At 70.7% G+C, this 21,648-nt stretch carries 13 protein-coding genes; 12 read left to right on the top strand and 1 reads right to left on the bottom strand.

Going from position 1 to position 21,648, the window contains the following annotated elements:
• The first annotated feature begins 31 nt into the window (after positions 1-31).
• The 7 genes from ACFYO9_RS07350 to ACFYO9_RS07320 all read left to right on the top strand — a co-directional run bounded on the left by ACFYO9_RS07350 (position 32) and on the right by ACFYO9_RS07320 (position 12,675).
• Complete coding sequence (locus ACFYO9_RS07350) at positions 32-2,665, top strand: PA14 domain-containing protein (RefSeq protein ID WP_358774319.1); 2,634 nt, start codon at positions 32-34, stop codon at positions 2,663-2,665.
• Positions 2,666-2,842: 177 nt separating this feature from the next.
• Positions 2,843-5,209: a GH92 family glycosyl hydrolase gene (locus ACFYO9_RS07345; protein ID WP_358774321.1), complete on the top strand. Its 2,367-nt coding sequence runs from the start codon at positions 2,843-2,845 to the stop codon at positions 5,207-5,209.
• Between the two features lie 177 nt (positions 5,210-5,386).
• Positions 5,387-6,883, top strand: coding sequence for an SDR family NAD(P)-dependent oxidoreductase (locus ACFYO9_RS07340; RefSeq protein ID WP_355806586.1), 1,497 nt, complete (start codon positions 5,387-5,389; stop codon positions 6,881-6,883).
• Between the two features lie 548 nt (positions 6,884-7,431).
• A complete protein-coding gene (locus ACFYO9_RS07335; protein WP_355806587.1) occupies positions 7,432-7,605 on the top strand; it encodes a hypothetical protein in 174 nt (57 codons plus the stop codon).
• Positions 7,606-7,884: 279 nt separating this feature from the next.
• A complete protein-coding gene (locus tag ACFYO9_RS07330) occupies positions 7,885-9,738 on the top strand; it encodes a family 20 glycosylhydrolase (RefSeq protein WP_358774323.1) in 1,854 nt (617 codons plus the stop codon).
• 30 nt (positions 9,739-9,768) lie between these two features.
• A complete protein-coding gene (locus ACFYO9_RS07325; protein ID WP_358774325.1) occupies positions 9,769-11,343 on the top strand; it encodes an alpha-L-fucosidase in 1,575 nt (524 codons plus the stop codon).
• Between the two features lie 363 nt (positions 11,344-11,706).
• Positions 11,707-12,675 carry a nitroreductase/quinone reductase family protein gene (locus ACFYO9_RS07320; RefSeq protein WP_358774327.1) on the top strand — a complete coding sequence of 323 codons (969 nt, stop codon included), beginning with the start codon at positions 11,707-11,709 and terminating at the stop codon, positions 12,673-12,675.
• 23 nt (positions 12,676-12,698) lie between these two features.
• Here the strand turns inward: ACFYO9_RS07320 and ACFYO9_RS07315 are convergent, their stop codons facing one another.
• Complete coding sequence (locus ACFYO9_RS07315) at positions 12,699-13,748, bottom strand: LacI family DNA-binding transcriptional regulator (RefSeq protein ID WP_358774329.1); 1,050 nt, start codon at positions 13,746-13,748, stop codon at positions 12,699-12,701.
• Between the two features lie 269 nt (positions 13,749-14,017).
• Between ACFYO9_RS07315 and ACFYO9_RS07310 the strand changes: the two genes are divergently transcribed.
• From ACFYO9_RS07310 to ACFYO9_RS07290, 5 genes are all read left to right on the top strand, one after another.
• Positions 14,018-15,313, top strand: a complete 1,296-nt coding sequence (locus ACFYO9_RS07310) for an extracellular solute-binding protein (protein WP_358774331.1) — start codon at positions 14,018-14,020, stop codon at positions 15,311-15,313.
• Between the two features lie 41 nt (positions 15,314-15,354).
• Positions 15,355-16,251: a sugar ABC transporter permease gene (locus ACFYO9_RS07305; RefSeq protein ID WP_358774333.1), complete on the top strand. Its 897-nt coding sequence runs from the start codon at positions 15,355-15,357 to the stop codon at positions 16,249-16,251.
• Positions 16,248-17,171, top strand: coding sequence for a carbohydrate ABC transporter permease (locus tag ACFYO9_RS07300; RefSeq protein ID WP_355806598.1), 924 nt, complete (start codon positions 16,248-16,250; stop codon positions 17,169-17,171). Before ACFYO9_RS07305 ends, ACFYO9_RS07300 begins: the two co-directional genes overlap by 4 nt.
• Positions 17,172-17,213: 42 nt before the next feature.
• Positions 17,214-18,479 (top strand): glycosyl hydrolase, encoded by a 1,266-nt coding sequence (locus tag ACFYO9_RS07295; protein ID WP_358774335.1) that lies wholly within the window; start codon positions 17,214-17,216, stop codon positions 18,477-18,479.
• 81 nt (positions 18,480-18,560) lie between these two features.
• A complete protein-coding gene (locus ACFYO9_RS07290; RefSeq protein ID WP_358774336.1) occupies positions 18,561-21,578 on the top strand; it encodes a glycoside hydrolase family 38 C-terminal domain-containing protein in 3,018 nt (1,005 codons plus the stop codon).
• The last annotated feature ends 70 nt before the right edge of the window (positions 21,579-21,648 follow it).

The raw sequence follows: 21,648 nt of genomic DNA, 5'->3' as shown, positions 1-21,648 counted from the left end.
AGCCGCCACCCTTCCTCACCAAGGAGGATCCGTGCGCATCAGACGACATCCCGGACGCCCCGCCCGTCTCGGCCGACACCTCGCCCTGCTGCTCGCAGGAGCCCTCGGTGTCGCGGGACTCACCTCCGTTCCCGCCGCCAACGCCGACGACGACCCCGTCGAGATCCACGGGCTCAAGGGCGAGTACTTCACCCAGTCCGCCCCCGGCACCTTCGATTTCGACGAGTTGAAGGCCACCGGCCTCGACCCGAACATCGACTTCGGCAACCTGGAGTCCCGCCTCAAGGCCACCACCGGACAGGCCGACGACGTCAGCGTCCGCTGGACCGGCCGGATCGTGCCCGAGAAGAGCGGCGCCACCACCTTCTCGATGATCGGCGACAACGGCTTCCGCCTCTGGGTCGACGGCAAGCTCGCCATCGACCACTGGCAGGACGACTGGGACAAGGAACAGACCTCCCAGGGCGTCGAGTTGCAGGCCGGCAAGGCCTACGACATCAAGGTCGAGTACTTCGAGCACTACGGCGGCTCCAACCTGCGCCTGAAGTGGACGCCGCCCGGCGGCGAGAAGAAGGCCGTCCCGCGCTCCGCCCTGCGCATCCCCGCCGACTTCGACTACGACGGCGCCATCGACGCCACCGTCCTGAGGGACGGCCGCAGCCTCAAGCTGGACTTCGCCCAGCCGCTCGCCGCGCCGCCCGTCGGCCTCACCGACCACCTGAACGCCGTCATCGGCGGCGCCACCTGGCCGCTCGGCACCGTCACGACCGACCCCGCCGACCGGCGCAGCCTCCTCGTGAAACTCAAGGAACCCGTCGTCGGCAAGAAGGGCGGCGACGCACCCGGCCTCGCCGACATCCGCTACGACGGCAAGGGCGGCCTCACCGGCACGGACGGCAAGACCGTCGGCCAGTTCTGGACCAGCGGCCCCAACCACTCCGAGTACGAGCTGCGCACCAAGTGGGCCGACGACGTCACCCCCGGCAACGCCCACCGCGAGTACCCCCGCCCGCAGTTGAAGCGCGCCGACTGGCAGAACCTCAACGGCTCCTGGCAGTTCGCCGCCGCCAAGCCAGGCGAGCAGCCCCCGGTCGGCAAGAAGCTCGCCGAGAAGATCCTCGTCCCGTACCCCGTGGAGTCCCAGCTCTCCGGCCTCGAACGGCACGAGGACCGCATGTGGTACCGCCGCACCTTCACGGTCCCGAAGGACTGGCGGATCGGTGCGGGCAAGCGGCTCAACCTCAACTTCGGCGCCGTCGACTGGCAGTCCGAGGTGTACGTCAACGGCAAGAAGGTCACCGAACACAAGGGCGGCTACGACAAGTTCAGCGCCGACGTCACCGACGCGCTGAAGCCCGGCCCCACCCAGGAGCTCATCGTCGGCGTGTACGACCCGACCGATGCCGCGGACGGCGCCAACCCGCCCGTCGGCAAGCAGCGCCTCGACCCCAGCGGCATCTGGTACACCCCGTCCTCCGGCATCTGGCAGACCGTGTGGATGGAGCCGGTCGCGGCCGACCACGCCGACTCCCTGAAGATCACGCCCGACGTGCCGGGCAAGCAGGTCTCCGTGGAGGCGCGGGGCGTGCGCGACGGTGTGCCGTTCACGGCCGCTGCGTACGAGGGTCACAAGAAGGTCGCGGAGGTCAGTGGGCGCACCGGGCAGCCCCTGAAGCTCAAGATCGCCGACCCGCGGCTGTGGTCCCCGGACGACCCGTTCCTCTACGACCTGAAGGTGCGGGTCGGCAAGGGCGACCGCGTCAGCAGCTACTTCGGGATGCGCTCGATCGCCGTCGAGAAGGTGAAGGGCACCCCGCGCACCGTCCTCAACGGCAAGCCCGTCTTCCTGATGGCCACCCTCGACCAGGGGTTCTGGCCGGACGGCCTGCACACCGCGCCGAGCGACGAGGCGCTCGCGTACGACCTGAAGATGCACAAGGAGATGGGCTTCAACTCGGTCCGCAAGCACATCAAGGTCGAGCCGGACCGCTGGTTCTACTGGGCGGACAAGCTGGGCTTGCTCGTCTGGCAGGACATGCCGGCCATGGAGGCGGGCCGCACCCCCGACACGGCTGCCCGCGCCGAGTACGAGCGTGAGATGAAGCAGATGATCGACGAGCACGCGAGCAGCCCGTCGGTCGTCATGTGGGTCACCTTCAACGAGGGCTGGGGCCAGTACGACATCGGCCGCGTCGCGGCGCAGGCCAAGTCCTGGGACCCGACACGCCTGGTCAACAACATGTCGGGGCTCAACCTCGGCGCCGACGGCAACGCCGGCGACATCATGGACGAGCACGGCTACCCGAGCCCGGCGCTGCCGCCGCATCCCGACGGCGAACGGGCCCTGGTGAGCGGCGAGTACGGCGGGCTCGGCCTCGCGGTGCCCGGCCACGCCTGGGCCGTCCAGCAGAGCTACGTCGACGTGGATCCGGCCACCTACACGGACGACTACATCGCCAAGCTCGACGAGGTACGGGCGCTCGCCTGCAAGGGGAGCAACGGCGCCGTCTACACCCAGATCACCGATGTGGAGGGCGAGTTGAACGGTCTGCTCACCTATGACCGCAAGGTCGTCAAGCCCGACGTGAAGCGGGTGAAGGCGGCGCACGAGGCGCTGATCCGCGACGCGTCGCAGGCCACGGTGGGCGGCTGCACGCGCTCCTGAGCCCGTCGGTCCCCGGTACCCGGTCCCCGGTCCGCCGTTCGGGCGGGCCGGGGACCGCTCCCGCGTCACGCACACCTCTTGACGGGTACACGCAGATGGTCGAAGAATGATCGCGAAACAGGTGCTGACAACGTTGTCCAAGACGCTCGGCGCAGCTTTCGAGGAGGCGTTCCCCCCATGAGTCCCACCACGAAATGGACCCGGCGGCTGCGCGGCGCGGGGACGGTGGCGGCGCTGGCCGCCCTGCTCGGCGGCGGCGCCCTGGCGATGCCGTCGGCCCAGGCGGACGCGGCGCGCGCCCCGGCCGGTGGCCGGCTGACCGAGCTGGTCAACCCATTCATCGGCACCGAGAACGAGGGCAACACCTATCCGGGCGCCGCCGTCCCCTTCGGGATGGTGCAGCTCTCGCCCGACACCGGCCACAACACCGGCTACGACCACTCCGACACCCACATCCGCGGCTTCTCCGCGGTCCACCTCTCGGGTGTCGGCTGCGGACTCGGCGGCGACCTGCCGACGCTGCCCACCACGGGCGACGTGACGGAGACCGACTACGCCAAGTACGCCGCCGAGTTCAGCCACGACGACGAGAGCGCGAGCCCGGGCCGCTACCGCGTCGGCCTCAAGGGCGACATCGAGGCGGAGCTGACCGCGACCGCCCGCACCGGCGTGCAGCGCTACACCTTCCCCGCCTCCGCCAAGGCCAACGTCCTGCTGAACGCGGGGCAGTCGCTGCACAAGACGGTGCGCACCAAGGTCGAGATCCTCGACCACCGCACCGTGCGCACCTCGATCACCGGCAGCGGCTTCTGCCAGGACACCCGGCCGTACACGCTGCACACCCTCACCCGCTTCGACCGCCCCTTCACGACGTCGGGCACCTGGAAGGGCGCCGCCGTCACCGAGGGCGCCAAGCAGACCTCGGCGGGGGAGGAGCGCACCGGCGCCTTCGTCCGCTTCGACACCACCAAGGACCGCACGGTCGAGGCGACGACCGCGATCTCGTACGTGGACGCCTCAGGCGCGGCCCGCAACCTCCGTGCCGAGGGCGGCCGTTCGTACGACCGGGTCGCGGGCGCGGCGCGCGCCGCGTGGGAGGAGCGGCTTGGCGACGTACGGGCGCGGGGCGGCAGCGAGACCGTGCGCCGCACCTTCTACTCGTCGCTGTACCGCTCGTTCCTCGCGCCGAACATCGGCAGCGACGTCGACGGACGCTACACGGGCTGGGACCAGAAGACCCACCGCGCCAAGGGCTTCACGTACTACCAGAACTGGTCCCTGTGGGACACCTACCGCACCCAGGCCCAGCTCCTCGCGCTGCTCGCGCCGCGCGAGTCCCGTGACATGGCGCTCTCCGTCCTGAAGATCGACGAGCAGAGCGGCTGGCTGCCCAAGTGGGGCTACGGCACGGTCGAGACGAACATCATGACCGGCGACCCGGTCACGCCCTTCCTCACCAACGCCTACCAGCAGGGCCTGTTGAAGGGGTACGAGGAGAAGGCGTACCGCGCGCTGAAGAAGAACGCCGACGGGGTGCCGCCCGCCGACTCCGCGCCGGTCGGGCGCGAGGCCAACAAGGAGTACCTGGCCGAGGGCTTCGCCCCGTACGTCAAGGGCCGTCCGCACGCCAAGCCCGGCGACTCCGACTACGACCACGGCGCCTCCGCCACGCTGGAGTACGCCCTGTCCGACGCGATGCTGGGCACGATGGCGCGCGAGCTCGGGCACGACGCGGACGCCCGCCGCTATGCCGCGCGCGCCCAGAACTACCGGAAGATCTTCGACAACTCGACCGGGTTCTTCCGCGCGCGGGACGCCTCGGGGGCCTTCGCCGGGCCCGCGGACCCGGCCAAGAGCGAGGGGTTCCACGAGGGCACGTCCTGGCAGTACCAGTGGCTCGTCCCGCAGGACATCCCCGGCATGGTCGACCTGATCGGCGGCAAGCGGACCGCCACCGACCGCCTCGACTCCTTCTTCGCCTACGAGCAGCTGCTCAAGGACCCGGCGAAGACCGCGCGGGAGGTGTGGGTCAACAACCCCTACGACTACTACAACGCCGACAAGTACAACCCCCAGAACGAGCCCGACCTCATCGCCCCGTACACGTACCTCTCGACCGGCCAGCCGTGGAAGACGACCGACGTGGTGCACGCCGCGCTCACCCTCTTCACGGACGCCCCGACCGGCATGACCGGCAACGACGACCTCGGCACCATGTCGGCGTGGAACGTGCTCTCCTCGATCGGCGTCTTCCCGGTTCAGCCGGGCACCGACACCTGGGGCCTGTCGACGCCCGTCTTCGACCGGGTGGACCTGCGCCTGGACCGCCGCTACTACCCGCGGGGCGCACTGACGGTGAAGGCGCCGGGCACCTCGGACAGCAGGCGGTACATCCGGGCGGCGCGGGTCGACGGGGTCGCCCACGAGGCGACGTACCTGACCACGGACGACATCCGGGACGCCAGGGAGCTCTCCTTCACGGTGGGGGAGAAGCCCTCGGAGTGGGGGACGTCGGAGGGGGCCGCGCCGCCCGTCGTGAGGTGATCCCCACCCGCCTCCGAACCGCCGGGCACCCCCTGCATCCGTGCGCGCCGCCGGTGACGGTGTGCGCACAGGGCGTGGGTTTGGAGAGCGGGGCCACCGCTACGTAAACTTCCGCTTTTGGAGCTTCCGCGGGCGACCAGATGCGCCGTGGCACGGAATGACACGAGGACAGCGGCGATGACGGTGACAGACGAAAGCCAGGAGGGGACCGTCGAGCACGAGGCGTACGGCCCCGGCATCGACCCCGACCGTCTCGCCGTCTGTCTCGGCGTGCTCGACGAGCTGGACCGGCTCGACATCGACCACCCCGACGCGATCGCCGTGCGCCGCGCCACCGCCGGGATCTACCGGACGGTGAAGCAGCGCCGCCGCCAGGAGCGCCGGGCCGCGAAGACCGCCCACGACAAGGCCGTCACCGAGGCCACCGCCACCGGCTCCGCCCAGCGCATCGACGACGAGACCGAGGGCCTGCTGCCCTCGTCGCGGACCGAGGAGGGGCGGATCGCGGGGATACTCCAGCGCCCGCGCTCCTGCTACACCTGCAAGGCCCGGTACGTGGAGGTCGACTACTTCTACCACCAGCTCTGTCCGGACTGCGCACTGTTGAACCGGAGCCGGCGCGAGGCCCGCGCCGACCTCGGCGGCAAGCGCGCCCTGCTCACCGGTGGCCGCGCCAAGATCGGCATGTACATCGCGCTGCGGCTGCTGCGGGACGGCGCCCACACGACCATCACCACGCGGTTCCCCAAGGACGCGATCCGGCGTTTCAAGGCGATGGACGACTCCGCGGAGTGGCTGCACCGGCTGGAGGTCGTCGGCATCGACCTGCGCGACCCCGCGCAGTCCGTGGCCCTCGCCGAGCGGGTCGCCGACGCGGGCCCGCTGGACATCCTGATCAACAACGCGACGCAGACCGTGCGCCGTCTGCCGTCCGCCTACGCCGCCCTGGTCGACGGCGAGAGCGCGCCGCTGCCCGCCGGTGAGCTGCCCGCGCACTCCGTGATCGGCGCCTTCAACTCCGGAGCGGTGGACGGCCTGGCCGCCCTGCCCGTCGGCACCAGCGGTCTTGACGCGCAGCAGGTCGCCGACCTGGCGCTCGTCGCCGGCAACGCCAGCGTCGCCCGGCACCTCGACGGCACCGCCATCGACGCGGGCGGTCTGGTGCCGGACGTGGTCGACAGCAACACCTGGGTGCAGACCATCGAGCAGATCTCCCCCGTGGAGCTGCTGGAGACCCAACTCTGCAACTACACCTCGCCGTTCATCCTGATCAGCGCGTTGCGCCGGGCGATGGCCGACGCGGCGAAGAAGGCGGAGAGCGGCCGCGCGTACATCGTCAACGTCTCGGCGATGGAGGGCGTCTTCGGCCGTGGCTACAAGGGAGCGGGCCACCCGAACACCAACGCGGCGAAGGCCGCGATGAACATGGTGACGCGGACCAGCGCCCAGGAGATGTTCGAGACCGACGGCATCCTGATGACCTCGGTGGACACCGGCTGGATCACCGACGAGCGCCCGCACTACGACAAGCTGCGCCTGGCCGAGGAGGGCTTCCACGCCCCGCTCGACCTGATCGACGGCGCCGCCCGCGTGTACGACCCGGTCGTGCGCGGTGAGGCGGGCGAGGACCTGTACGGCGTCTTCCTGAAGGACTACGCGCCCGGGAAGTGGTAGCCCGGCCCGGGTGGGGAGCCGGGGCTGGGGCCGGGACCGGGCCGGGTTGCGCGGTCGGTCTGCGGCGCGCGGCGTGCGGCGGGAGCGCGGCGGGGAGTGTGGCGTCCGTCACTGTGGACGGTCCGCGTGCCGCCCTTTCGCGCCAGTCGTACGCCCTGTGAGCAGCGACGGGCCTGATCCCGCCGGTGTGACGCACGGTGTGACGCGCGGTGTCGATGAACCCGTCGGCCCGCTCCGGTGAGTTCGCCGCACTGGCGGAACCTGGCCCTCCGGTCGCCGCCGGTCACCGGCGCCACTTCTGACCTGCCCCTTCCGTGCGCCGCCTGGTCCGTTCTTGTCCGGAATTCACCCCCGCCTTTGGGGCCCCATCGAGCGCGGCCTCGCTCATTTGGTTAACCTAAGGCGAGCGGGCAGCCACCAGGGAGCCACAAGCCTCCCTCGGCCGCCCCGGGACAGGCTGGTACCACGGCCGCGGTCCCGCCAGAATCCGGCGCCACCGCGACCGAACTGCCTCTGTCCTTCCGTTACGCGACACAAAGGAGTGCGCGGTGACACCAGATCTGACGAAGCACGAGAATCGACCGGCGGAACGCGGCGGTGAACGGGCCGGACGGCCCCACAAGCTCCGCAATCTGGAGGCGTGGGCCAAGGCGGCCCCGATCCGTCTGGCCGGCTACGAGGACGACCTCGCCGAGCCGCACATCCTCCCCGGTATCGACTGATCCGGAGCTGCTCCGGGAAGCCCCCGGTGTCGGTCCGCTGCGCTTCGCCACGTGCCCCCGGCCCCCGAAGGCCGGGGGCACCGGTGTGTCCGGGTGGTCTGTGCCGGGGTCACCGAAGTCCCGTAGCAAGTATGAATTCATCCGATGGATCGCCGTGTGCGCGTACTGAATTGTGGCGGGCCGCGCCGGACTCACTGGTCGGCGCCCGCGCAAATGTCCAACTCCTCGCGGAGAACGATGCATTGACACCTTCGTGAGGCGCTTGAATCATCGGACCTCATGACCGCACTGCGCTCGCTCCTCGCCGCCGCTCTGCTCGCCGTGGCGGCCCCGCTCCCGGCCGTCGGCGCCTCGGCCCCCGCCGCCCCGGACCCGCCGCGCACCGTGCCCGCCCTCACCGACTGGACGCCCGCCGAGGGGAGTTACCACTACGGGCCCGGCACCCGCCTCGTCGCACGTGACCCCGCCTCGCGCCGCGTGGCCGCCACGCTCGCCGACGATCTGCGCGCCGCGGGCGAGGGCCACCCGGCCCTGGCGCGCGGAAAGCCCCGCCCCGGGGACGTCGTGATCGACGTCGACCGGGCGCGGAAGCCGCTGGGCGCCGAGGGGTACGAACTCCGGGCGGGCGGACGCCTGGAGATCACCGGCGCCACCGAGGCCGGCGCGTTCTACGGCACCCGGACCCTGCTCCAGCTCCTCGCCCAACACGACCGCGTCCCCGCCGGACGCACCGTCGACGTGCCCCGCTACAAGGAGCGCGGCGTCGGCGTCTGCGCCTGCTACATCCACATCTCCATGCCCTGGCTGGAGAACCTCGTCCGCGAGATGGCGTACCGCAAACAGAACCAGCTGCTCCTGGAGCTCAAGGTCAAGAGCGACGCACACCCCGAGGCCAACTCCTGGGGCTATTACACCAAGAGCGAGCTGCGCCGGTTGGTGGCGCTCGGCGAGAAGTACCACGTCACGATCGTCCCGGAGATCAACTCCCCGGGCCATCTGGACCCGTGGCTGGAGAACCGCCCCGACCTGCAGCTCACCGACTCCGACGGCGTCCGGCAGCCGGCCCGCCTGGACATCACCAAGGAGGCGTCCTTCGCGTACTACACGAGCCTCGTCGACGAGTACGCCGACGTCTTCCCGGCGACGTCCTGGCACATGGGCGCCGACGAGTACATGCTCGGCTCCGACTTCGCCAAGTACCCCCAGATCCTGGAGTACGCGAGGAAGAAGTACGGCGCGAACGCCACCCCGCAGGACGCCTTCATCGACTTCGTGAACCGCGTGCACGCGTACGTGACGAGCAAGGGCAGGCACCTGCGCATCTGGAACGACGGCCTCACCGGCGCGAACACCGTGCCCGTCGCGCCCGGCACCACCGTCGAGCACTGGCTCGACGTGAAGACGAAACCCAGTCAACTCATCAAGCAGGGCCACCCGTTGATGAACGCGGCTTATTCGCTCTACCTCGTGCGCGGCGGCTTCCACACCGACACCCGCAAGCTGTACGACCAGCAGTGGGACCCGCGCAGCTTCGAGGGCGAGAAACTCGCCACCGGCGACGGCATCACCGGAGCGAAGATCAGCCTGTGGCCTGACAACGGCCGCGGCGAGACCGAGAACGAGGTCGCGGCCGCGATGGCGCTGCCGCTCGCCCATGTCGCGCAGGTCACCTGGGGCGTCGCCCACCCGGACCCGACGTACGGCGAGTTCACCGCCCGCGCCGAGTCCGTGGGCCACGCACCCGGGTGGCGCGACCTCGCCAAGTCCCCTGTGGCCGACGGGACATACACCCTGCGGGACACGGCGGGACGTGCCGAGCCCCGCGACGTCCAGGTCGAGCACACCGCCGACGGTTACCTGACGCTGCGGTCCACGGCGAGCGGCAAGTGCCTGGAGACGCGCGCCGGGAAGCTGACGCTCAACGTACCGCTGGAGCCGGGGACCGCCGTCACCGAGGAGACGTGCGACAGGAAGAACACCCTGCAGCGGTGGGAGCTCGCGAAGGCGCCGGGCGGCCATCGGATCACCAACGCCATCACGCGCATGGCCGTCCACGTCACGCAGGACGGCCGCCTCCTCCAGTACCCACCGGACCAACAGCGGCCCGCGGCCTGGACGTTGCGCGCGCATTGACCCTGCCCCTTCGAAGGAGATCGGCACCCCATGACCGTCAGCAGACGCCTCTTCATGGCCGCCGCCGTCACCACGGCCGTCGCCGCGTCCGGCACTCCGCTCGCCGCCGCCGCGACCACGACCGCGACCGGCGGGCCCGGGGGCGACGAGCCACCCCACCGCATCCCGGTCGGCCCCGGTGACACGCCCGCCACGCTGGTCGCCAAGGCCTCCCGGGTCCGCCCCACCGCACGCCAGATCGCCTGGCAGAAACTGGAGCAGACCGCCTTCCTGCACTTCGGCGTGAACACCTTCACCGGTCTCGAATGGGGCACCGGCGACGAGGACCCGGACGTCTTCCAGCCCGCGGAACTCGACACCGACCAGTGGGCCCGCGCCCTGCGCGACGGCGGCTTCCGGCTCGCCATCCTCACCGTCAAGCACCACGACGGCTTCGTGCTCTACCCTTCCCGCTACACCAAGCACTCGGTGGCGAGCAGCAGTTGGCGCGGTGGCGCGGGAGATGTGCTGCGCTCGTTCGCCGACTCGCTGCGGCGGTACGGCATCAAGGTCGGCGTCTACATCTCGCCCGCCGACGAGAACCAGTACCTCGACGGCGTCTACGCCAACGGCAGCAAGCGGTCCGCGCGGACCATCCCCACCCTCGTCCCGGGCGACGACCGGGCCGGCAAGAATCCGCGTGCCTTCACCCTCGACGCCACCGACTACGGCGCCCACATGCTCAACCAGCTCTACGAGGTGCTCACCGAGTACGGCCCCGTGGACGAGGTGTGGTTCGACGGGGCGCAGGGGCGCATCCCGCCGGACAAGGTGGAGACGTACGACTGGGACAGCTGGTACGCGCTGATCCGTGCGCTCGCCCCGGACGTCACCATGGCGGTGCGCGGCCCCGACGTCCGCTGGGTCGGCAACGAAGGCGGGCTCGCGCGGGAGAACGAGTGGAGCGTCGTGCCCGTCAAGGACTCCGGCAACGGCAGCATCGACTACGCCCTCCCGTACGACGCGCCCGACCAGGGCAGCCGCGCGGCGCTCGCCGAGGCGCGCTCCGTCGCCCAGTACCTGCAGTGGTGGCCTGCCGAGTGCGATGTCTCCATCCGGCCCGGCTGGTTCTACCACGACGATCAACAGCCCAAGAGTGTCGACGAGTTGACGGACATCTGGTTCCGGTCGGTGGGGCGCAACTCCGTGCTGCTGCTCAACATCCCGCCGGACCGGCGCGGGCTGCTGCCCGACGCCGATGTGGCGCGCCTGCGCGAGTTCCGTCGGCGGATCCGGAGCGAGCTGCCCGAGGACCTCGCGGGCGGTACGCCGCTCCGGCACGATCACAAGAGGGGGACGGTCACCGCGGACCTCGGTGCCGTCCGCGCGGTGGACCGCATCCGCCTCGCCGAAAACATCCGGCACGGCCAGCAACTGGAGCACGCGGTCATCGAGGCGTACGCGGACGGCGGTTGGCGGGCCGTGACGGAGGTGGACACGGTGGGCGCCAGCCGCGTGCTGAGACTCGATGCCCCGGTGGCGGCGCGGCGGTGGCGGCTGCGGGTGACGCGGTCGCGGGCGCAGGTGCGGGTCGCGGAGTTCGGCCTGTACCGGTCGGAGGTCTGAGGGCCTGGTCGGAGGTGACGTACCAGCCGGAGGTCTGACGGCCCGGTCGGGGGTCCGAGGCCCCGACCAGGGGCGCAGGCCTCCGGTGTCCCGTTGACATGCGGGGGAGTGGGTGACTGTAATGGTGCTCGTGCCGTGTGGCGCCGACCGAAGAGCAGTGGGCAGGTCGGCGATCGGGCGAGCACCTTCACTCAAGGACGACGCCGATGGACACGTCGTGAGTTCACACCCCGGGGCTTCCGCCTGACCGTGCGTCTTCGCGCGCCCCGGCCACGCCTCTCGCGCGTGGCGTTCCCCCTCACGCACCGCGCCTCCGAGTGCCCTCCGAGGCGCGAACACCCTGTACGGAGACCTGACACCGTCATGCCCACGCACTCCACGCCCACGTACTCCACGTCCGACCGCCCGACATCCGCGGGCTCCGCGCCCGCCCCGTTCAACCAGTCCGTCATCGACGCGTTCCGGGCGGGCGGCGGGAAGGTCGGCGGCCCCTTCGAAGGCGGCGACCTCCTGCTGCTCACGACCACCGGTGCGAAGACCGGTGAGCGGCACACCACGCCGCTCGGCTTCGTCCGTGCCGAGGGCCTGCTCCTGGTCGTCGGGTCGAACCTCGGCGCACCGCGCCACCCCGACTGGTACCGCAACGTCCTCGCCCACCCCACGGTCACCGTCGAACTCGGCACCGACACGTTCGAGGCGATCGCCGTCCCCACCGAGGGGGAGCGGCGCGAGCGCCTCTTCGACCGGGTGGTGGCCGCCACTCCCGGCTACGGCGACTACCAGGAGCGGACCAGCCGCGTGCTGCCCGTCGTCGTCCTGGAGCGGCCCGCGCACGAGGCCGGCATCCCCGAAGGTGCCGCCACCTTCGCGGACAAGATGACCCAGGTCCACCTCTGGTTGCGCGGACAGCTCCGGCACGTGCGCAAGGAGACGGAGGCCTACTTCGGTGCGCTCGCCGCCGATCAGAGGCAAGGTGCGCCTCCGAAGCCGGGCATCGGCCTCCAGATCCGCCAGCACTGCCTGGCCTTCTGCGACGCTCTGGAGTTCCATCACACCAGCGAGGACGCGCACCTCTTCCCCGTGATGGGCCGTCACCACCCGGAGCTGCGCGAGACCTTCGAGCGGCTCGCCGAGGAACACCGGGTGATCGCCCGGCTCCAGGGTGAGCTCGCCGCGCTCCTCGCGGACATCGACGGAGCCGACCCCGCCCGTTTCCGTGCCGAACTCGCCCGCATGTCGGCGGAGTTGATCGCCCACCTCGACTACGAGGAGGAGTCGCTGCTGCCGATCCTGGCCGCGCTGCCCTGGCCTCCGGTGCCCCCGGGCGCATGAGAACCGTCGTGTGACGGCCCGGCTCAGCCCCTGACAGGGCCCGTGCTCTCCCGCTCGATGAGCCGGGGCAACGGCACCTGGACCGTGGCCGCCGGGCCGTCGTCGAGCAGGGCGAGGAGTTCGCGGGCCGCGGTGCGTCCGAAGGCCACCGTGTCCCGGGACAGGGCCGTCAGCCACGGATGGACCATGCGGCAGAGCGCCGAGTCCTCCCAGGCGACCACCGAGAGGTCGTCCGGAACCGCGAAGCCGAGGGAGGTCGCGGCGGCCACGCCGGCCACGGCCATCACGTCGTTGTCGTACACCAGCGCCGTCGGCGGCTCGGCGGCTTCGAGGACCCGGCGCGTCGCCGCGGCACCCTCCGCGTCCGAGTAGTCCGTCGTCACCGAACGCACCCCCGACATGCCCCGGCCCGCCGCCTCGACGCGCAGCGTGCGGATGCGGCGCTCGGTGTGCGCGAGCCCCTCCATGCCCGCGATGTGCACGATGCGGCGGTGCCCCAGGGTGTGCAGATGGCCCACGACCGACGCCATCGCGCCCGCGTCGTCCGCCCACACCGTGGACAGGCCGGGGTGCCCGGCGTCCGGGTCGGGCACGCCGCCCGTCACCACCGCGGGCAGCCCGAGCTCGTCGAGCAGGGCGGGCCGCGGGTCGTCCGTGCGCGGGTCGACCACCAGCACGCCGTCCACCCGGTGTTCGGCCCACCAGCGGCGGTAGACCGCGCACTCCGCGGCCACGTCCTCCACCACCTGGAAGAGCAGGCCCAGGTGCCGCTCCGCGAGGACCTCCTGGATCCCCGAGATCAGCTGCAGGAAGAACGAGTCGACGCCCAGGGTCGCCGCGGGCCGCGCCACCACCAGGCCCACCGTCGCCGACCCCTCGCCGGACAGGGCGCGCGCCGCCGTGCTGGGCCGCCAGCCCAGCTGCTCCGCGACCCTGCGCACCCGGTCGCGGGTGATGGCGGAGACACCGGGCCGGTCGTTGAGCGCGAAGGAGACGGCGCTCTCGGACACCCCGGCGCGGCGCGCGATGTCCTTCATGGTCGGCCGGCGCGCCGGTGACCGCTTGCCTTGCACCCGTTGCCCCTTTCCTGGCTCCCGGACACTAATGCGCTTGAGTGGCTGGACTCTAAAGCGCATTAGTCATCTGCCGCAAGACTTCCAACGCGCCTTTCTGACCTGCGGTGTTGACCGGAGGTTCGTCCTGTCTTCGAATTCCGTGGCCCGAATCCATTGACTTTGCTCCACCGCTGCGTGCAGGGTCTGCCTCGGCGCGGATTGCACGGTCGGGACGGTTGCAGTCACCGCCTCTCTCACGCTGGGCCGAGCAAAGGAGCCGTTTCACCGTGCGCATCTCCCGCATCCCTCGCAGAGCGGTCGCCGCAGGCGCCGTCCTCGCCGTCCTGCTGCCGCTGAGCGCCTGTGGCGGCGACGACGACGGCGGTTCGCAGGACGCCTCCGGGAAGATCGAAGGCAAGATCACCTTCCAGACCTGGAACCTGAAGGCCAACTTCAAGTCCTACTTCGAGGGCCTGGTCGCCGAGTTCGAGAAGAAGTACCCCGGCACCGACGTCCGCTGGGTCGACCAGCCCGGCGAGGGCTACGCCGACAAGATCAGCGCCGACGCCGCCGCGGACACCCTGCCCGACGTCGTCAACGTCTCGCCCGACCTGGTCGCCCCGCTCGCGAAGGCGGGCCTCGCCCTCGACCTCGGCAAGGTGGCGGGCAAGTACGAGAAGGAGTACCTCCCCGGCGCCTGGAAGAGCCACCAGATACCGGGCACGGACGGCACGTACGCCTTCCCCTGGTACCTGAACACCGGCCCGCTCTTCTACAACAAGCGCCTCTTCAAGGACGCCGGTCTCGACGCGGACAAGCCCCCGAAGACCTACGACCAGCTCTTCGACGACGCCCTGCGGCTGGCGAAGAAGAGCGACGGCAAGGTCGCCACGCTCGCCAACGTCCCCACCATCGAGGACTTCGGCCGCTACGGCGTCCCGCTGATGAACAAGGAAGGCACCGGTTTCACCTTCAACGACGCCAAGGGCATCGAACTCCTCACCGAGTACAAGAAGTTGTACGACGCCAAGGCGCTCGAGGGGCAGGCCCTGACCGCCACCCCGGAGTCGACCGGCAAGAAGTTCCTCACCGAGGCCGTCGCCATGAACCCCGGCAGCGCGCTCGACCTGGAGAAGTTCAAGAAGGAGGCGCCGAAGCTCTACAAGAACATCGGCATCACCCCGCAGATCAGTAGCACCGGCAAGGACAACATGTACGTGATGGGCGTAATGGTGAACGCCCGCACCAAGCAGACTCCGGCCGCCGTCGCCTTCGCGCACTTCGTCACCGACGCCCGGCACCAGATGGAGTTCGCCAAGAAGGTCGCGATCTTCCCCAGCACCCAGGGCTCCCTCGACGACCCGTACTTCACCGAGCAGGACGGCAAGGAGGAGACCCGGGTCAGGGTCGCCGCCGCGAAGTCCATCAAGACCGCGGTGAACTACACGCCCGTGCTGTTCAGCGAGCAGATGAAGGTCGAGCTGCGCAACGCCGTCGCCAAGGCGCTGCAGGGCAAGGAGAGCCCGAAGGAAGCACTCGACAACGCTGTCAAGAACTGTGACCGGCTGCTGAGCCAGAGCTGACCGCTGCCGCTGTGCCGATCCATGACCAGGGAACGTCAGCCATGAAGACCCGTACCACCCCCGCCAAGATCAGGCGTCAACTGCCCACCAGCCCCTGGCTGTTCGCCGCTCCCGGGCTCGTGATCGTCGCCGTGTTCATCCTCTATCCGTTCCTCAGCACGCTCAACAACTCCTTCACCGACAAACGGACGTTGATGCCGGGCGAATACGTGGGGTTCGCCAACTTCCAGGAGCTGCTGCACGACGACATGTTCTGGATCGGGCTGCGCAACAGCACGATCTACGTCCTCGTCGTCGTCCCCGCGCTCGTGCTGCTGCCCCTGCTGCTCGCGATGCTCGTCCAGAAGCACATCCCCGGCATCACCTTCTTCCGGTCCGCCTTCTACACGCCGGTGGTCGCCTCGATCGTCGTCGTGGGCCTGATCTGGGTGTGGATGCTGGACGAGCGCGGCCTGGTCAACGCCGTCCTCGAGGCGGTGGGCGTCGGGAAGGTCGGCTTCCTCAGCGACCAGTGGCTGCTGCTGTTCAGCGCCATGGCCGTCACGGTCTGGAAGGGCCTCGGCTACTACATGATCATTTATCTCGCGGCGCTCGCCAACGTGCCGCGCGAGCTCCACGAGGCGGCGGCGGTCGACGGCGCGGGAGCGGTCCGCCGCTTCCTCACCGTCACCGTGCCCGCCGTGCGCTCCACCATGGTCCTGGTGGGCGCCCTCTCCTCGGTCGCCGCCTTCAAGGTGTTCTCCGAGGTCTATCTGATGGCGGGCCCCACCGGCGGCCCGGCCGGCGAGGACACCACCCTCGTGATGCTGGTGCAGCGCGTCGGCACCGGCCTGACCGGACGGGTCGGCTACGCCTCGGCGATCTCGGTCGTCGTCTTCGTCGTCACCGTCGCACTGATGCTGCTCGTGCTGCGGGCGGACCGGAAGGAGGACGCGTGAGTACCGTCGAGAAGACACCGGCGACCGCCGCCCGGCGCCCCGCACCCGACGCGCCCCGCACGCGCCGGCGCCGCGTCACCGACGAGAACGGCCGCCGGATGCCCGTGTGGGAGATCGTCCTGCGCTACGTACTCCTGCTCGCCGTACTGGCGTTGATGATCGGGCCGTTCCTCTGGCAGCTCTCCACGTCCCTGAAGGGGCCGCACGAGGACATCTTCAGCTCCCCGCCGAAGTTCCTGCCCACCGACCCGACCCTGCACAACTACGAGCGGGTCGCCGACACCATCCCCGTCTGGGACTACGCGCTCAACTCCCTGAAGGTGGCCGCCGCCAACGTGGTCACCAACTGCGTGGGCGCCACCCTCGCCGGCTACGCCCTGGCCCGGCTGCGCTACCGCGGACGCAAGGCGGCCACGGTCGTCTTCATCCTGGCCATGCTGGTGCCCGTCGAGGGCATCATCATCGCCCAGTTCACGACCATGCGTGAGCTCGGCCTGAACAACACCCTCATCGGTGTGCTGCTGCCGGGCTGCGTCTCCGCGCTCAACGTCCTGCTGATGCGCAACGCCTTCCTCAACGTGCCCTACGAGATCGAGGAAGCCGCGTTCGTCGACGGCGCCAACGTGTGGCAGCGGTTCCTGCGCATCGCGCTGCCCGCCGTCAGGGGCACCCTCGCGGTCGTCGCGATCTTCGCCTTCATGGGCGCCTGGGACGACTTCCTCTGGCCGCTGATCGTGCTCAGCGACCCGGACCGGTTCACGCTCACCATCGGCCTCAACTACCTGCACGGCACCTTCGCCAACGACGAGCGCCTCGTCGCCGCGGGCACGGTCATCGCCGTGCTCCCGCTGATCGTCCTCTTCGCCTGCCTGCAGCGGTACTTCTTCCGCGGTGTGGGCGAGGGCGCGGTCAAGGGCTGAGCCGCCGCGCCACCCGAACTCCTTCAGAACCAGGATCCGCACTTGTCTTCCGCATCGCCTTCCGCGCCGCCTGCGGGCCCCCCGCGCTTCGGCGCCAACTACACGCCCGGCCAAGGGTGGTTCCACCACTGGCTCGACTTTGACATCGACGCCGTACGCGCCGACCTCGACGCGATCGCCTCGCTCGGCCTCGACCACATCCGGGTCTTCCCGATCTGGCCGTACTTCCAGCCCAACCGCACCCTGATACGCCCGCGCGCCGTCGAGCAGCTGGTCCGGCTCGCCGACGCCGCCGCCGAACGCGGCCTCGACGTCAACGTCGACGGCCTCCAGGGGCATCTGTCCAGCTTCGACTTCCTGCCCGCCTGGACCCAGACCTGGCACCGGCGGAACATCTTCACCGACCCCGACGTGGTCTCCGGGCAGGTCGCGTACCTGCGCACGCTCGCCGGCGCGCTCGCCGACCGGCCGAACTTCATCGGCATGACCATAGGCAACGAGATCAACCAGTTCTCGGCGGGCCCGCACCCCGACCCCGACCGCATCACCGCGGAGCAGGCGGAGGCCTGGCTGCGCACCGTCCTCGCAGCCTGCGAGGAGGGCGCCCCCGGCAAGCTGCACCTGCACGCCGAGTACGACGCCGCCTGGTACCAGGACGACCAGCCCTTCACCCCGGCGCAGGCCGCCCGGCTCGGTGCGGTGACCGCCGTGCACTCCTGGGTCTTCAACGGCACGGCCCAGCGCCACGGGCGCACCGGTACGGCCACGCGCCACCACGCGGCGTACATGATCGAGCTGTCCAAGGCATGGGCGCTCGATCCGGGGCGGCCCGTCTGGCTGCAGGAGGTCGGCGCGCCCGCGCCGCTGATCCCCGCGGAGCACGCCGCCGCGTTCACCGAGGAGACGATCGCCGCCGCGCTCGACTGCCAGGACGTGTGGGGCGTGACGTGGTGGTGCTCCCACGACGTCTCGCGGGACCTCGCGGACTTTCCCGAGCTGGAGTACAGCCTCGGGCTGCTGACCAACGACGGGCAGGTCAAACCCGCGGGCGCCGCGATCGCCCGTATCGCCGAGGAGTGGCGCGGGCGCGCCTATGCGCCGGCGACCCGTACGACGGCGCTCGTCGTGGACGACGCCCCTGCGCGGCGGTCCGCGTGCGCCCCCGGCGGGGCGGTCTTCGAGGCGTTCGCCCGTCTGGTGGCCGACGGGGTGCGGCCGACGGTCGTCCTTGCGAGCCGGGTCGCCGACGCGGCGTATCTCGCTGCGCGGGGCATCACGGAGGTCGTGTCGCCGGAGGTGGTGAGCTAGCCCGCGACATCGCACCGTAGATCGCGCTTCGCGCTCGTCCTCACACGCCGGACGGGCTGACTATCCCCTGGGAGACCCCTCATGCATGACGACCGCACCCTGGTCGAAGCCCGCCTCAAGCGCGTTCTGGACGAGCGCATCAGGCCCGCCGTGTATCCCGCGTCCGTGCCGCTCGACGTGGCGGTGTGGAACGCGCCGGGCGAGCCGGTGCCGGTGGCCGAAGGGCTCGCTGCCGAGCCGGCGCCGACCGCCGTGGGGGAGCGGTGGGGCGCGCCCTGGGGGACGAGCTGGTTCCGGGTGACCGGGACCGTGCCGCGGGAGTGGGCGGGGAAGACCGTCGAGGCGATCCTCGACCTCGGCTTCGACGAGAACATGCCCGGCTTCCAGTGCGAGGGCCTCGTCTACCGTCCCGACGGCACCCCGGTGAAGGGCCTCAACCCGCGCAACCAGTGGGTGCGCGTCGCCGCGCCCGCCGAGGGCGGCGAAGAGGTGCGGTTGCACGTCGAGGCCGCCTCCAACCCCGTCATCCTCGACTACCACCCCTTCCTGCCGACCCAGTTGGGCGACAAGGAGACCGCGGGCAGCGAACCCCAGTACAAGCTGGAGCGCATGGACCTCGCCATCTTCGACGAGACCGTCTGGCAGCTCGTCATCGACCTCGAAGTGCTCGGCGAGCTGATGGTGGAGCTGCCCGAGGACTCCGGGCGGCGCTACGCCGTCGTGCGCGCCGTCGGCCGCGCGCTGGACGCCGTCGACCTCCAGGACGTGGGCGGCTCCGCCGCCGCGGCCCGCGCCGAGCTGGCGGAGGTGCTCGCCACGCCCGCCGAGCCGTCCGCGCACCGGATCAGCGCCGTCGGCCACGCCCACATCGACTCCGCCTGGCTGTGGCCGCTGCGCGAGACGGTCCGCAAGGTCGCGCGCACCACGTCCAACATGACGGCACTCATCGAGGACGAGCCGGACTTCGTCTTCGCCATGTCCCAGGCCCAGCAGTGGGCATGGATCAAGGAGCACCGACCCGAGGTGTGGGCGAAGGTCAAGAAGGCCGTCGCCGACGGGCGGTTCGTGCCCGCGGGCGGCATGTGGGTCGAGTCGGACACGAACATGCCGGGTTCGGAGGCGATGGCCCGTCAGTTCGTGCACGGCAAGCGGTTCTTCCTCGACGAGTTCGGCGTCGAGAACGACGAGGCGTGGCTGCCCGACACCTTCGGCTTCGCCGCGGGCCTGCCGCAGATCATCAAGGCGGCAGGATCCAAGTGGCTGCTCACGCAGAAGATCTCCTGGTCCCAGACCAACCGCTTCCCGCACCACACCTTCAACTGGGAAGGCATCGACGGCACCCGCATCTTCACGCACTTCCCGCCCGTCGACACCTACAACTGCTCGATGAAGGGCAGCGAGATCGCCCACGCGGCGAAGAACTTCAAGGACAAGGGCGTCGCCCGGCACTCCCTCGCACCCACCGGCTGGGGCGACGGAGGCGGCGGCACCACCCGCGAGATGATCGCCAAGGCCGCGCGCCTGCGGGACCTGGAGGGCTCCGCGACCGTCGCGTGGGAGACACCGGAGACGTTCTTCGAGAAGGCGCAGGCCGAGTACCCGAACCCGCCCGTCTGGGTCGGCGAGCTCTACCTCGAACTGCACCGCGCGACCCTCACCAGCCAGGCCGGCACCAAGCAGGGCAACCGGCGCAGCGAACACCTGCTGCGCGAGGCGGAGCTGTGGGCCGCGACCGCCGCCGTGCGCGACCCCGAATTCACCTACCCCTACGAGCAGTTGGACCGCGTCTGGAAGACGGTGCTGCTCCACCAGTTCCACGACATCCTGCCCGGCTCGTCCATCGCCTGGGTGCACCGCGAGGCCCGCGCCACCTACGCCGCGCTCGCCCAGGAACTGAACGGCATCATCGACAAGGCGCAGCGCTCGCTCGCCGGTGAGGGCACCGGCGCGCTGGTCTTCAACTCCACGCCGCACACCCGCGACGGGGTGCCCGCAGGCGGTGCGCGGACCGCCGTCTCCGAGGAGGCCGCGACGATCACCCCGCGCGAGGAGGGTGGCTACGTCCTCGACAACGGCCTGCTGCGGGTGGAGATCGACGGCCGGGGCCTCGTGGTGTCCGCGTACGACATCGGGGCCGACCGGGAGACCGTCGCGCCCGGCCGCGCGGCCAACCTGCCCCAACTGCACGCCGATTTCCCCAACATGTGGGACGCGTGGGACGTCGACGAGTTCTACCGCAACACCGTCACGGACCTGGCCGACGCCGACGTGGTCGAGCCGGGCGAGGGCGCGTCGGTCCGTGTCGTACGGGGCTTCGGTGACTCGCGGCTCACCCAGGTGCTCTCGCTCGCCCCCGGCGACCGGCGTCTGGACATCGACACCGAGGTGGACTGGCACGAGACGGAGAAGTTCCTCAAGCTCGCGTTCCCGCTGGACGTCCACGCCGAGCGGTACGCCTCGGAGACGCAGTTCGGCCACTTCTACCGGGCCACGCACACCAACACGAGCTGGGAGGCCGCCAAGTTCGAGGCGTGCAACCACCGCTTCGTGCACATCGAGGAGCCGGGCTGGGGCGTCGCGCTGGTCAACGACTCGACGTACGGGCACGATGTGACCCGCACGGTGCGCGAGGAGGACTCCGGTACGACCACCACGGTCCGCGTCTCGCTGCTGCGCGCCCCGCGCTTCCCGGACCCCGAGACCGACCAGGGAGTACACCGCTTCCGGCACGCCCTGGTGCCGGGCGCGGGGATCGGCGACGCGGTGCGCGAGGGCTACCGCATCAACCTGCCGGAGCGGCGGGTGAGCGGCGGTTCCGCGGTGGCCCCGCTGGTGACGGTCGACAACGACGCGGTGGTCGTCACCGCGGTCAAGCTCGCCGACGACGGCAGCGGCGACGTGGTCGTCCGCTTCCACGAGGCCCACGGCGGGCGGGCGAAGGCCACGCTGACGGTCGGGTTCACGGCGGGCTCGGTCGCGGTGACGGACCTCCTTGAGCGGCCGCTCGACGGGGTGAGCGCACCGGAACTCGCGGGCGACGCGGTGCCGGTGTCCCTGCGGCCGTTCGAGCTTGTGACGCTGCGGTTCACGCGGCGGTGAGGGGCAGGTCCCCTCGTCCGGATCTCGCCGGGTCACGCCGGGTCACGCCGGGTCCACAGAGCTCGTCATG

Origin of the sequence: Streptomyces sp. NPDC005863 (genome assembly GCF_042871345.1) — a bacterium.
In the GTDB taxonomy this organism is placed as follows: Bacteria; Actinomycetota; Actinomycetes; order Streptomycetales; family Streptomycetaceae; genus Streptomyces.
Note: the sequence above shows the minus strand (reverse complement) of the source record. Positions and strands in the feature narration are given on the sequence as shown.